12 protein-coding genes are annotated in these 12,573 nt (G+C 72.5%); 6 read left to right on the top strand and 6 right to left on the bottom strand.

Features of this window, described 5'->3' with window-relative positions:
* Positions 1–123: 123 nt before the first annotated feature.
* Positions 124–699, bottom strand: coding sequence for a TerD family protein (locus ACFVFH_RS24840; RefSeq protein ID WP_383772433.1), 576 nt, complete (start codon positions 697–699; stop codon positions 124–126).
* A 175-nt stretch (positions 700–874) separates the two neighbouring features.
* Here ACFVFH_RS24840 and arfB point away from each other — a divergent pair, with 175 nt between their 5' ends.
* On the top strand, positions 875–1,309 hold the full coding sequence (arfB, locus tag ACFVFH_RS24835) for an alternative ribosome rescue aminoacyl-tRNA hydrolase ArfB (RefSeq protein ID WP_383772431.1): 435 nt from the start codon (positions 875–877) through the stop codon (positions 1,307–1,309).
* 106 nt (positions 1,310–1,415) lie between these two features.
* On the opposite strand, the gene ACFVFH_RS24830 is transcribed toward arfB, so the two are convergent.
* On the bottom strand, positions 1,416–1,922 hold the full coding sequence (locus tag ACFVFH_RS24830) for a flavin reductase family protein (RefSeq protein ID WP_383772429.1): 507 nt from the start codon (positions 1,920–1,922) through the stop codon (positions 1,416–1,418).
* Positions 1,923–2,302: 380 nt separating this feature from the next.
* Here ACFVFH_RS24830 and cdgB point away from each other — a divergent pair, with 380 nt between their 5' ends.
* Positions 2,303–3,946, top strand: a complete 1,644-nt coding sequence (gene cdgB / locus ACFVFH_RS24825) for a diguanylate cyclase CdgB (RefSeq protein WP_383772427.1) — start codon at positions 2,303–2,305, stop codon at positions 3,944–3,946.
* A gap of 152 nt (positions 3,947–4,098) precedes the next feature.
* A complete protein-coding gene (locus tag ACFVFH_RS24820) occupies positions 4,099–5,055 on the top strand; it encodes a carbohydrate-binding protein (RefSeq protein WP_383772425.1) in 957 nt (318 codons plus the stop codon).
* A gap of 71 nt (positions 5,056–5,126) precedes the next feature.
* Here ACFVFH_RS24820 and ACFVFH_RS24815 read toward each other — a convergent pair whose 3' ends face one another.
* From ACFVFH_RS24815 to ACFVFH_RS24800, 4 genes are all read right to left on the bottom strand, one after another.
* The gene (locus ACFVFH_RS24815) at positions 5,127–5,978 is read right to left on the bottom strand and encodes a ketose-bisphosphate aldolase (RefSeq protein ID WP_383772423.1); all 852 of its coding nucleotides are present in this window, start codon (positions 5,976–5,978) and stop codon (positions 5,127–5,129) included.
* Positions 5,979–6,042: 64 nt separating this feature from the next.
* Entirely contained in the window at positions 6,043–7,005 is a 963-nt protein-coding gene (locus tag ACFVFH_RS24810) for a 1-phosphofructokinase family hexose kinase (RefSeq protein WP_383772421.1), read from the bottom strand.
* A 170-nt stretch (positions 7,006–7,175) separates the two neighbouring features.
* Positions 7,176–8,330, bottom strand: coding sequence for an N-acetylglucosamine-6-phosphate deacetylase (gene nagA / locus ACFVFH_RS24805; protein ID WP_383772419.1), 1,155 nt, complete (start codon positions 8,328–8,330; stop codon positions 7,176–7,178).
* A complete protein-coding gene (locus ACFVFH_RS24800; RefSeq protein ID WP_383772417.1) occupies positions 8,330–9,262 on the bottom strand; it encodes an ROK family protein in 933 nt (310 codons plus the stop codon). The genes nagA and ACFVFH_RS24800 overlap by 1 nt, the downstream gene beginning before the upstream one ends.
* A gap of 331 nt (positions 9,263–9,593) precedes the next feature.
* Between ACFVFH_RS24800 and ACFVFH_RS24795 the strand changes: the two genes are divergently transcribed.
* The 3 genes from ACFVFH_RS24795 to otsB all read left to right on the top strand — a co-directional run bounded on the left by ACFVFH_RS24795 (position 9,594) and on the right by otsB (position 12,407).
* The gene (locus ACFVFH_RS24795) at positions 9,594–10,817 is read left to right on the top strand and encodes an extracellular solute-binding protein (protein ID WP_383772720.1); all 1,224 of its coding nucleotides are present in this window, start codon (positions 9,594–9,596) and stop codon (positions 10,815–10,817) included.
* Positions 10,818–11,094: 277 nt separating this feature from the next.
* Complete coding sequence (locus ACFVFH_RS24790) at positions 11,095–11,352, top strand: DUF3263 domain-containing protein (RefSeq protein ID WP_383772415.1); 258 nt, start codon at positions 11,095–11,097, stop codon at positions 11,350–11,352.
* Positions 11,353–11,528: 176 nt separating this feature from the next.
* Positions 11,529–12,407 (top strand): trehalose-phosphatase, encoded by an 879-nt coding sequence (gene otsB, locus ACFVFH_RS24785; RefSeq protein ID WP_383772413.1) that lies wholly within the window; start codon positions 11,529–11,531, stop codon positions 12,405–12,407.
* The last annotated feature ends 166 nt before the right edge of the window (positions 12,408–12,573 follow it).

Raw genomic sequence — 12,573 nt, 5'->3', positions numbered from 1 at the left:
CGGGGCGTACGCGAGAGTTCCCACTCCGGCCATCGCGACAAGACGCCGGACTGCCCCGGCCCCGACGCGCATGCGAGAGCCCCCGGCCTGGCGGCCGGGGGCTCTCGTGGCTGTGCCCGTGCGTCAGAGGTTGACGCCGAAGTCCTGGGCGATGCCGCGCAGGCCGGAGGCGTAACCCTGGCCGACCGCGCGGAACTTCCACTCCGCGCCGTTGCGGTACAGCTCGCCGAAGACCATGGCGGTCTCGGTGGCGGCGTCCTCGCTCAGGTCGTAGCGGGCGATCTCGACGCCGCCGGCCTGGTTGATGATGCGGATGAACGCGTTGCGCACCTGGCCGAAGTTCTGGCTGCGGGTCTCGGCGTCGTAGATCGAGACCGGGAAGACGATCTTGTCGACCTCGGCCGGCAGGCCCGCCAGGTTGACGTTGATCTGCTCGTCGTCGCCCTCGCCCTGGCCCGTGACGTTGTCACCGGTGTGGACGATGGTCTGGTCGGGCGTCGACTTGTTGTTGAAGAAGACGAAGTGGCCGTCGGAGACGACCTTCCCGGCCTGGTCGACCGCGATCGCCGAGGCGTCCAGGTCGAAGTCGGTGCCGGTGGTGGTGCGGACGTCCCAGCCGAGGCCGACCGTGACGGCGGTCAGGCCCGGGGCCTCCTTGGTGAGGGAGACGTTGCCGCCCTTGGACAGGCTTACAGCCATGGGAAGTCCCTTTCGTCGTCGATCGCGGGCTCCGTGCCTTCACGAAGCTACCGTCACAGGCCATAACGCGGACAAGGGACCGGGAGGTTCCTGATCCCTTTGCTTTCTTTACCGAACCCCCGCCGGATGCCGGTACGACAAAAGAAGGTGACGAACCCCCTGCGAAACGGGGAACATGGGTGTCATGTCCGGGCCCTATGTCATCCGCGGTTCGGTCTCCCTGCCGGAGGCCGAGCTCATGTGGCGTTTCTCGCGGTCCTCCGGACCCGGCGGCCAGCACGTCAACACCAGCGACTCCCAGGTGGAGCTCCGCTTCGACCTCGCGGCGACCGAGTCGCTCCCCGAGGTGTGGAAGGAGCGGGCGCTCCAGCGTCTGGAGAGCAGGCTGGTGGGCGGGGTGATCGCGGTACGGTCCTCCGAGCACCGCTCCCAGTGGCGCAACCGCGAGACCGCGCTCGTCAGGCTCGCCTCCCTGCTCGCCGAGGCGACGGCGCCGCCCCCGAGGCCGCGCCGCAAGACGCGGATCCCCCGGGGCATCAACGAACGCCGGCTGCGCGAGAAGAAGCAGCGCGGCGAGACCAAGCGCGGCCGCTCCGGCCGCGACTGGTGACGCACCGCGCGCCCGAAGAGACACCCGCCCCGCAGGGGCCCGGCTTCCCGCAGCCCCCCGCTTCCCGCAGGCCCCCCGAAGCGCCCCGGAGCGGCCCCCGGCGGCCTCAGCCCAACTGCCGGTACTGCCCCCGGAAGTACGTCAGCGGCGCGCCCTCCGCGCTGGGCAGGGACGCGCCCAGCACCCGGCCGATCACCAGCGTGTGGTCGCCCGCCACGACCCGCTGCTCGGTGCGGCACTCCAGCGTCGCCAGCGCACCGTCGATCAGCGGGGCGGCGGTGACCTCGCCCCGGGTGTGGGGGATGTCCGCGAAGAGCAGCCGGTCGCTGATCCGGCCCTTCATCGCGAACCGTCCGGCGACCTGCCGCTGGCTCTCGGCCAGCACGGAGACCGCCCACAGCGGCTGCTCCGCCAGCAGGTCGTCCATCCGTGAGCCGTTGCGCAGGCTGACCATCACCAGCGGCGGGTCCAGCGACACCGACATGAAGGCGGTCGCCGTCATCCCGACGTCCTCGCCGCGGCCGTGCTCGTCCAGCGGCGGCTCCTGGGCGGTGATCAATACGACACCGGCGGCCAGCCGGGCGAGGGCGCCTCGGAACTCATCGTTGCTCACCCCCTCAGCATGGGGGACGGGCCGGGGACGCGGGGCGGGGGTCGTCGTCTGCAACACACCGGCACGCTAACCGCGCGGCCCGCGCCCCCGCATCGGGCCAGGGGACCAGTCGGGTCCTAGGACCCCTGCCCGACGGGCGGCCGCGGACCCCGCCACCACGCCCGGATTTGCGTTCAAGAAATGGCCTGGGGCGAGAGAGCGCGCGGGCACACGGCACGCACACCTCTTTACCATCTGTTGTGACTTGAGTCACAGAGCGCAATATTTGTTGACCCTGTGTACCGACGGCACAGCTCACTGTGATTCAGTTGCGGTGACACTGCAGTAAGTACGTCGATATGAAACCTGGAGTGCTGTCGAGGACTCGGGGAGTGCGAGCAATGGAGGCCGAGTCGGAGCCGTACGTCCGCCTTGCGACGATGCGGCAGCTGCACCAGGCCGTGGCCGATCTCAATACGGCGCGGAGCCTGGCCGACACGCTGCAGACCGTGGCCGACGGAATCGTCACCGGTCTCGGCTACGAGCTTGCCTGCGTGAACCTGGTCCGTCAGGACGGCGATCTCGTCGTCGCCGCCTTCGCCGGCAACAGCGCCGCCGAGGCCCTGATCACCGGCCGGGTCGGCTCGCGCGCCTCCTGGGAACGCCGGCTGACGATGGGGCAGGCCTGGGACGAGCTCCGTTTCATACCGCACACCGACGGCTGGGTCCTCCTCGACGACGACGTACCGCAGTGGCACACCGACGGGCCCGATCCCCGCTTCGAGGACGAGTGGCACCCCCAGGACCGCCTCTACGCCCCGATGTACGCCTCCGGCGGCGGAGCCGACCTCCTCGGCGTCATCTCCGTGGACCGCCCGCGCAACGGCCGCCGCCCCGGCGCCTGGGGCCGCGAGGCCCTCCAGATGTACGCCTCGCAGGCGGCCATTGCGATCAGCAACGCCCGGCTCAGAGCAAACATGCAACGGGCGCTGGTCCGCCTCGAACGGGAACAGCAGGCGCTGCGGGCCAGCGAGGAGTCCTTCCGCCAGGCGTTCGAGTACGCGCCCAGCGGCATGGCCATCGCCGAGATGGGCGGCGACCAGCACGGCCGGCTGCTGCGCACCAACGACGCCCTGTGCCGACTGCTCGGCCGCCCCGCGTCCGTGCTGCGCCGCTACTCCTTCGCCGACCTCGTCCACCCCGAGGACATCGGCACCCTGCTGCGCACCTCCGCCGAGGGCGGCCGCGCCGAACTGCGGCTCGGGCGCCGGGACGGCACCTACCTCTGGGTCTCGCTGCGCAACAGCGTCGTCGCGGACACCACGGACGGCCCCCGCTTCCTGCTCACCCACGTCGAGGACATAGAGGAACGCAAGCGCCACGAACTGCACCTCGCGCACCGCGCCTCGCACGACGCCCTCACCGGCCTGCCCAACAGCGCCGAGCTGCGCTCCCGGCTCGGCGCCCGGCTCTGCGAGCGCCCGAACGCGGCGGCGGGCTCCCCGGTGGAGGCGCTGGACGCGGCCTACGGCGACGGCGACGACCCGGACGCCCGGACCCACGGCTACGAGGTCGACCCCGCCCCCGGCGGCCCGTACGACCACCATGTGCACGCCGTCGCGCCCGACACCGAGCACGACGACGGGGCGAAGGGGCTCGCGGTCCTCTTCTGCGACCTCGACGGCTTCAAGTCGATCAACGACCGTTTCGGCCACCACACCGGCGACGCGGTGCTGATCGAGGTCGCCCGCCGGCTCACCACCTGCGTCCGCGACGGTGACACCGTGGCCCGGCTCGGGGGTGACGAATTCGTCGTCCTGGCCGACGGACTCGGTGACGCGGACGCCGCCGACCTGGCCGTACGCCTGCGCAACGCCATCATCCCGCCGATCCGGGTCGACGGCCGGGCGGTGCGGGTGGGGGCGAGCTTCGGCATCGGCTGGGCCGCCTGCGGCATGACCGCCGAAGAGGTGCTGCGCTCCGCCGACCAGCGGATGTACGTGGAGAAGCGGTCCCGCTCGAAGGTTCACCGCAGGGCCGGGTGACGTTCACGGCGGCGCCGCCCGGGGGCTCCGCCGCCGTTCCGCCGCGGGCGACGGCAATTCTTGGTGTGGTCCGTTCGGGGTAGGCTCGGCCGGTCGGCCACGGCTGGCGATATTCGGCGACGGCTGGCGACATGGTGAGGAGTGACCCAGGGATGACGGCCGGGAACAACGGCGCAAACAAGCCCGAGGACGACGATCCGTTCGGCTACCTGTACGAGGACGGACAGGCCTCGGGTGCCCAGCCGCCGCGGCAGGGCGGCTACGGCTACCCGCCGGCGGCCCCGCAGCCCGGCGTGCCCCGTACCTCGTACAACCAGGTGCGCACCGTCGGTGAGCGCCAGTACGGCCAGCAGGCACCGCAGCAGGCGTACGGCCAGCAGCAGGGGTACGGCCAGCCGAACGCCCAGTACGCGGCCCCGGAGACCTACCCCGGTGGCGCCGCGCAGGTTCCGCAGCAGGGCGGTCGCGGCAGGTCCGGCGGCCCCTCCGGCGGCCCGAACACCAAGGGCCTGCTGATCGCCGCGGTCGCGGTGGTCCTGGTCGTGCTCATCGGCATCGGCGCCGCGCTGCTCACGGACAACGACAAGGACAAGAAGAAGGCCGAGGCCACCACCTCCGCCGGTCCCGGCTCCCAGGTCGAGGAGTCCCCGAAGCCCGAGCAGTCCGCCAGCTCCGAGGCCCCGGCCGAGCTGCCCAAGCAGGACGCGGCGACGCTCAAGCTCGGCGGCACGGCCCAGCTGGACAACACCACCAAGGGCGCCAAGAGCGCCAACGGCCAGTACATCAACCTCAACGAGGTCGGCCGGTCCGCGACCTGGTCGGTCGAGGTGCCGAAGGCCGGCGAGTACACGCTGTTCGTGACCTACGGGGTGCCGGGCAAGGACGCCAAGACGTCCCTCACGGTCAACTCCGAGGCCCCCCGCGGCATCAACATGGACAACTACGCGCACGCCCCCGAGGGCGACCTGGAGAAGGGGTGGACGACGACCTACGCCTACGTCAACCTCAACAAGGGCGCGAACACCCTGATGATCTCCTGCAACGACGGCGACCAGTGCGACGCCAACCTCGACCAGCTCTCGCTGAAGGCCGGTCACCGGAAGCGCTGAGCCGCAGATGAGAACGGTCCGGCCCCCACACCCTCGGGTGCGGGGGCCGGACCGTTTCCGGACGCGGGCCGTCAGCCCATCAGGGCCAGGAAGCCCGCCACCGTCGCGGCCATCGCCTCGCGGCCCGGGGCGATGTACTTGCGCGGGTCCACGCCCGTGGTGTGCTCGGCCAGGTGGGCCCGGACCGCACCGGTGAACGCGGTGTTCAGGGCCGTGCCCACATTGATCTTCACCATGCCGGAGGCGGCGACGGCCTGGCGGATCTCCTCGTCCGGGACGCCGCTGGAGCCGTGCAGCACCAGCGGGACCGGGACGGCGTCGCGCAGCCGCCCGATCAGCGAGTGGTCCAGGGCGGCGGTGCGCTCGGTCATCGCGTGCGAGGAGCCCACCGCGACGGCCAGCGCGTCCACCCCGGTGTCGCGGACGTACGCGGCGGCCTCGGCCGGGTCCGTACGGACGCCGGGGGCGTGGGCGTCGAGCGGCGCCTCGCCCTCCTTGCCGCCGACCTTGCCGAGTTCGGCCTCGATCCAGATGCCGCGCTCATGGCCCCAGGCCACCGCCTCGGCCGTGGTCCGCACGTTCTCCTCGTACGACAGCTTGGACGCGTCGAACATGACGGAGCCGAAGCCCTCGTCGTGCGCCTGGTGGAGCAGGTCCACGGACTCGACGTGGTCGAGGTGGAGGGCGAGCGGGGCGGTGGACGCGCGGGCGACGGCGGCGGCCGCGGCGGCGATGGCGGAGAGCCGTCCGCCGTGGAACTTCACGGCGTTCTCGGAGATCTGGAGGATGGCGGGCGCTCCGGCGCGCTCCGCGCCGGACGCGATGGCCTCCGCGTGCTCCAGCGTGATGACGTTGAAGGCGGCGATCCCGCGTCCCCCGGCCTGGGCGGCGGAGACGAGTTCACCGGTGCTGACGAGCGGCATGCTGACCTCTTGCTACTTCTTTCGGACCCGCGCGATCGGGCGGGTCCGGTACGGGCGCGGCCTCTCAGGCCGCCGGTGCGTGTTCCTCGATGCCGATGCGCGGCAGCAGCTCCTCGTACGCCGCGCGGTCGAAGTCGCCGGCCGTCGGGGAGAGCACGGTCGCCGTCGACAGTGCCACCGCCCGCCGCAGCCGGTCCGGCCAGCTCAGCCCCTCGACGAGGCCGGACAGCAGCCCGGCCACCGCGGAGTCGCCCGCGCCGGTCGGATTGCCCAGGACCTTGGCGGGCGGCGCTGCCTGCCAGATTCCGTCGGGGGTGACCGCCAGCACGCCGTCCGGTCCCAGCGAGGCGATGACGCCGTGCGCGCCGCGCCGACGGGCGTCGCGGGTGGCGCGCACCGGCTCGCGGGAGCCGGTGAGCTGGGCCAGCTCGTCGGCGTTCGGCTTGATCAGGTCCGGGCGGGCGGCGATGCCGCGGCGGAGCGGTTCACCGCTGGTGTCCAGGAGTACCGGGACCCCGGCGGCGCGGGCCGCGCGGACCAGTTCGGCGTAGGCGCCGACGTGGATGCCGGGCGGCAGGCTGCCGCAGAGCGCGACGGCGTCGGCCCCGGCGAGGAGCTCCTCGCACTGGCCGAGGAGGGCGGTCCACTCGTCGGCGGTGACGAGCGGGCCGGGCTCGTTGAGCTGGGTGGTGTCGCCGGTGGCCCGGTCGACGACGGCGATGGTGCGGCGGGTGTTCCCGGCGACCGTGACGAGCGCGTCGGTGAGCGGCGCGGGGGCCGTCCCGGGCGCGCGGACGTCCGCGGGCGGACCGGCCAGCAGCTCGCGGAGCACTGCTCCGGTGGAGCCCCCGGCGAATCCGGTGACCACCGTCTCGTGGCCGAGCGCGGAGAGCACCCGGGCCACGTTGAGTCCCTTGCCACCGGGGCGCTCGGACATGTCGCTGACGCGGTGGCTGGCGTGCGGGACGAGTTCCGGGACGCCGTACGTCAGGTCGAGTGCCGTATTCAGTGTGACCGTGAGGATCACCGCGGCCGCTCCCTCGATCCCTGCTCGGAAGCGCGAAGCCCAGGGGGGAATGCGCTTTCTCCTGCTGTTTTCCAGGCGATCATGCCAAAGAGGTGGCGGTCGGCCCAGACCCCGGGACCAACCGCCGTCTCTTCGTTACGTATTCGACTCGATGTCAACAATCGGACGGATCAGCCGATCAGGGGCTCTTTGATCCATGCGCCCCGGCGCATGACGCCCTTGACCGCGAAGTCCTCGTCCAGGACCACCAGGTCCGCGTCCTTGCCCGGCTCCAGCGAGCCGACCCGGTCGTAGACGCCGAGCAGCCGGGCCGGGTTGGCGGAGATGGACTGCACGACGTCGCCGACCGGGATGCGGTCGATGGTCACGGCCCGGTGGAACGCGGTGTCCAGGGTGAGCGTGGAGCCCGCGATCGAGTTGCCCTCGACCAGCCGCGCGACGCCGTCCTTGACCTCGACCGCGAGCGGGCCGAGCTGGTACAGCCCGTCGCCGAAGCCCGCCGCGTCCATGGCGTCGGTGATCAGCGCGACGCGGTGGGCGCCCGCGTGGTGGTAGGCCAGCTCCAGCGCCGCGGGGTGCAGATGCGTGCCGTCGTTGATCAGCTCGACGGTGATCCGCTCGTCCTCCAGCAGCGCCGCGATCGGTCCGGGCTCGCGGTGGGCGAGCGGCGGCATCGCGTTGAAGAGGTGGGTGGCGACGGTGGCGCCCGCGTCGATCGCCTCGACGGTCTGTTCGTACGTGGCGTCGGTGTGGCCGATCGCGGCGATGACGCCGTGCTCGGCGAGCAGCCGTACGGAGTCGATGCCGCCGGGCAGTTCGGTGGCGAGCGTGAACATCTTCGCGGTGCCGCGCGCCGCGTCCATCAGCTTGCGGACCTCGGCAGGGTCCGGGTGGCGCAGCAGTTCCTCGCTGTGCGCGCCCTTGCGGCACGGCGAGATGAACGGTCCCTCGAAGTGGATGCCGGCCAGATCGCCCTGTTCCACCAGCTCGGACAGGACCCCGGCCCGGTGGGCGAGGAAGTCCATCTCGCCGGTGACCGTGGAGGCGACGAGTGTGGTCGTGCCGTGCTCGCGGTGGGTCCGGATGCCGGTGAGGACCTCGTCCACGGTGCCGGAGGTGAAGGAGGCGCCGCCGCCGCCGTGGTTGTGCATGTCGACGAATCCGGGGACCACCCAGTGGCCGCTCAGGTCGACGGTCGGGGCGCCCTCCGCCGCGGCACCGGCGATCCTGGTGCCCTCGACGATCACCCGGCCGTTCTCGACGGTTCCGGTGGGAAGGACCACCCGGGCACCTGCGAGAACTGTGCTGTCTGCGCGTCCGGCCATCAGGCGGATACCTCCGTGGAGAGAAGATCCCAGGCGAGCAGCCCTGCGCCCAGGCATCCGGCGGTGTCCCCGAGGGCCGCCGGGACGATGTGGGGCAGCTTCTGGAACGTGACGCGTTCCTCGACGGCCGCACGGAGTGGTGTGAACAAGGTTTCCCCGGCCTCGGCGAGACCGCCACCGATGATCAGCGTGCGCGGGTCGAGCAGGGTCAGGGCGGTGACCAGCCCGGCGGCGAGCGCGTCCACCGCGTCCCGCCAGACCTCCACGGCTGCCGGGTCGCCCGACTCGACGGCCTTCGCGCAGTCCGCCGCGTCCGCCTCCGGGTCGCCGGAAGCGGCGGCCCAGGCCCGGGTCACCGCGGACGCGGACGCCAGGGTCTCCAGGCAGCCGCGCTGGCCGCAGCCGCAGTCGGGGCCGTCCGGCCGGACCACGATGTGCCCGATCTCGCCCGCGTACCCGTGCGCGCCCGCCTCGATCGCGCCCGCGATGCCGATGGCCCCGGCGATGCCGGTGCCCAGCGGTACGAAGAGGAAGCGGTCGGCGCCCTTGCCCGCGCCGATCCGGCCCTCGGCCAGCCCGCCGGTGCGTACGTCGTGGCCGAGCGCGACGGGGACGCCGCCGAGCCGTTCGCCGAGCAGTCGCCGCATGGGTACGTCGCGCCAGCCGAGGTTCGCCGCGTAGACCGCGATCCCGTTCTCGGCGTCGACGATGCCGGGCACGGCGACGCCGGCCGCGACCGCGCTCTCGCCGAAGTGCTCCTCGCCGTACGCCCGCAGATCGGCGGCGAAGGCGAGGATCGACTCCACGACCGCTTCGGCGCCGCGTTCCCTGCCGGTGGCCCGCCGCGCCTCGTACAGCAGGGTGCCGTCGGCCCCGACCAGTGCGGCCTTCATTCCGGTGCCGCCCACATCGAGGGCGATGACGTGTTTCACGGGGAACAGTTTCGCCCGAGGAGGCAAAAAGGTCTAGTCCACTACCCTATTTTGTTGCGGATCCATACAAAATCCCGGTCATGAATCCGCGGCCCGGTCACGGGCCCCGGACCCGGGTCGCGCCGGTACGCCTTCGCCGGGTACGGGCCCGGTTACGTTGCGAAAGCGAGACCCGTTCTGGTGTAGACCATCGGCAATGGCCTGGGAGAGGATCACAGCCCGTTCGGAGCCCACGACGGCGTGGCCGGCTCGGACGACGCGATGGATGAGGACGGTCTGGGCTGTGCATCTGCGCCACCGGGTACTGACCGCGGTCGTGACCGCGCTGGGCATGACCGCGACACTGGCGGGCTGCGGCGGTGGCGCCGACGGCGGTTCGGGGGAGGTCACCCTCAAGCTCGTCGCCGCCGACTACGGCACCGGCCCGGCCAACAGCTCCCGCAAGTACTGGGAAGGGCTCGTCAAGGGATTCGAGTCGAGCCACCCCGGCATCAAGGTCGACATCACGATCCATTCGTGGAAGGACATCGACCGCGAGGTCGCCGCGATGGTGAAGAAGGGGCAGGCCCCCGACATCGCCCAGATCGGTTCCTACGCCGACTACGCCAAGGCCGGCAAGCTCTACCGGGCCGACGAGATGCTCTCCATCCGCAGCCAGGCCAACTTCCTGCCCTCCCTCGCCGAGGCGGGCAGCGTGGACCGCACCCAGTACGGACTGCCGTTCGTCGCCAGCACCCGGCTGCTCTTCTACAACAAGAAGTTCTTCGCGCAGGCGGGCCTCGACGCCCCGCGGACCTGGGACGACATCCGGAACGACGCGGCGGTGCTCGCGCAGCGCGGTGTCACCTATCCGTTCGCGCTGCCGCTCGGCCCGGAGGAGGCCCAGGCCGAGGCCGTGATGTGGCTGCTCGGCGGGGGCGGCGGCTACATCGACGACAGCGGCTCGTACGAGATCGACTCGGCCGAGAACGTCCGGACCTTCGACTGGCTGAAGACCAACCTGGTCGACAAGGGCCTCGTCGGCCCCACCGCCCCCGGGAAGCTCGACCGCCAGAAGGCGTTCGACGCGTTCACCGACGGCCGGGTCGGCATGCTGAACGGCCACCCGACGCTGATGCAGGAGGCCGAGCGCAAGGGCGTCTCCGTGGGCATGGTGCCGATGCCCGGCGTCAAGGGCCCCGGCAAGAGCTCGCTCGGCGTGGCCGACTGGATCATGGGCTTCAAGCAGAACGGCCACCGCGTACAGCTGGGCAAGTTCTTCGACTATCTGTTCACCGACAAGAACGTCATCGACTTCGCCGACGAGTACGACCTGCTCCCGGTGACCGACAGCGCCTCCGCGGCCATGGAGTCCGACACCAGGTACAAGCAGCTGTGGAAGTTCCTGGACGCGCTGCCGGACTCGCAGTTCTACCCGTACAACAAGACGTCCTGGGCCCGGTCCAGCGAGTCGATCAAGGAGAACATCGGCAAGGCGGTCGAACCGGGCGGCAGCCCCGCGAGCGTGCTGGGGCGGATCGCCCGCGACGCGGCCGCGGCGGCGAGAGAGGACTAGGGCCGGTCGTCGCAGTGCCGTCGTCCGGTCGGCGGCCGGGCCGTGCGGTGTCCGGTGCGTGCGGGCGCGGGGCGCGGGACCGTCCCCGTACCGGGTGCACGGGGACGACTGCGCCGACAACGCGGCGGGCGTGCCTGCCGGGCACCGCACGGCAGGCGGCACTCCGACGACAGGCCCCGGGGCCCGTCGGCCGGACCACGCCGGGCTCGCCTGCCCCCGGCGCCGGCGGTCCGTCCGGCAGGTGGCGGTCGTCCGGGCGGGCGATAGGTTGGCTGATATGACCGCCCCCACCCACGGCCCCGACGACCCGGACGGCCTCTCCGACAGGGACCGCGCCGTGCTCGCCGTCGAACGCCAGTCGTGGTCCGGCCCCGGGGCGAAGGAACGGGCGATCCGCGAACGGCTGGGCATCTCGCCCACGCGCTACTACCAGCTCCTCAACGCGCTCCTGGACGACCGCCGCGCGCTGGAGGAGGACCCGGTGACGGTGAACCGCCTGCGCCGGGTGCGGGACGCCAGACGCGAACGCCGCTGAGGACGGGCCGACGGGGCCGCACCCCACCGGCGGAACGGGACCGGCTCCCTCCGCGGGACCCGGCCCGCCCGGGAGAACCAGCCCCCGGCGAAACCGGGGAGCGCAGGCCCGTACGGGGCGGTCCGGGGGCCGCGCACACCTGCCCCGACCCCGTGTCCCGGCTATAGGCTCCCCCCATGGGCAGCAACCCCGAAGCACCCACACCGAGCGGAACCCCGTCCGAGCTCCCGACTCCCACCACCCCGGCCGGCCGAGAGGCCCTCGACGCGATCCTCGCGCGCCCCGACCGTGCCGTGATCGCACTCGACTTCGACGGCACCCTCGCCGACATCGTCCCGGACCCGGAACAGGCCCGTGCCCACCCCGGCGCCGTGGCGGCCCTGGTCGCGCTCGCCCCGAAGGTGGCCTCCGTCGCCGTGATCACCGGCCGCCCGGCCGGTGTCGCGGTGCGGCACGGCGGCTTCGCGGGAGTGCCGGGCCTCGACCACCTCGTCGTCCTCGGCCACTACGGCGCCGAGCGCTGGGACGCCGTGTCCGGCACCGTCCACGCCCCCGCCCCGCACCCCGGCATCGCCGCGGTCCGCGCCGAGCTCCCGGGCGTACTGGACCGCTCCGGCTCCTGGCACGGCACCTGGGTCGAGGAGAAGGGCCGGGCGATCGCCGTCCACACCCGCCGGGCCGCCGACCCCCAGGCCGCGTTCGAGGCGCTGAGCGCCCCCCTCGGCGAGCTCGCCGCCCGGCACGGACTGATCGTCGAACCGGGCCGACTGGTCCTGGAGCTGCGCCCGCCGGGCATGGACAAGGGCGTGGCGCTCGCCCGGTACCTGCGCGAGACGGACGCCGAGTCCGTGCTCTACGCGGGCGACGACCTCGGGGACCTCGCCGCGTACGCCGCGGTGGAGAAGCTCCGCTCCACGGGCGCCGACGGCATCCCCGGACTGCTGGTGTGCAGCGGCAGCGCGGAGGTGCCCGAGCTGGCCGAACGGGCGGATCTGCTGCTGGCCGGACCGGGCGAGGTCGTCGCCTTCCTGGCGGAGCTGGCCCGGCGGGCCTGAGGGCTGTCCTCGCGCTGCCACCCGCCGCGCGATGCCCGGCACGCACGCTCGCTCGCCGCGTGGTCGGAGCCCGTGGTCGGTGCCGTCCCCGTACGTCCGGTACGGGGACGCACCTGCGCCTTGCGACCGGCCCGCAACCGGACGCCGCACGGCCCGGACGCCGTAC

It is taken from the genome of Streptomyces sp. NPDC057697 (genome assembly GCF_042799335.1).
GTDB lineage: Bacteria > Actinomycetota > Actinomycetes > Streptomycetales > Streptomycetaceae > Streptomyces.
The sequence above is the reverse complement of the archived record's forward strand: the minus strand, read 5'-3'. Positions and strand labels throughout refer to the sequence as shown.

Excerpts from the sequence above, each read along its gene's own strand:
- ACFVFH_RS24840 (WP_383772433.1), bottom strand. The coding sequence starts at position 699 with ATGGCTGTAAGCCTGTCCAAGGGCGGCAACGTCTCCCTCACCAAGGAG.
- arfB (WP_383772431.1), top strand. The coding sequence starts at position 875 with ATGGGTGTCATGTCCGGGCCCTATGTCATCCGCGGTTCGGTCTCCCTG.
- cdgB (WP_383772427.1), top strand. The coding sequence starts at position 2,303 with ATGGAGGCCGAGTCGGAGCCGTACGTCCGCCTTGCGACGATGCGGCAG.
- ACFVFH_RS24820 (WP_383772425.1), top strand. The coding sequence starts at position 4,099 with ATGACGGCCGGGAACAACGGCGCAAACAAGCCCGAGGACGACGATCCG.
- ACFVFH_RS24815 (WP_383772423.1), bottom strand. The coding sequence starts at position 5,978 with ATGCCGCTCGTCAGCACCGGTGAACTCGTCTCCGCCGCCCAGGCCGGG.
- nagA (WP_383772419.1), bottom strand. The coding sequence starts at position 8,330 with ATGGCCGGACGCGCAGACAGCACAGTTCTCGCAGGTGCCCGGGTGGTC.
- ACFVFH_RS24795 (WP_383772720.1), top strand. The coding sequence starts at position 9,594 with ATGACCGCGACACTGGCGGGCTGCGGCGGTGGCGCCGACGGCGGTTCG.
- ACFVFH_RS24790 (WP_383772415.1), top strand. The coding sequence starts at position 11,095 with ATGACCGCCCCCACCCACGGCCCCGACGACCCGGACGGCCTCTCCGAC.
- otsB (WP_383772413.1), top strand. The coding sequence starts at position 11,529 with ATGGGCAGCAACCCCGAAGCACCCACACCGAGCGGAACCCCGTCCGAG.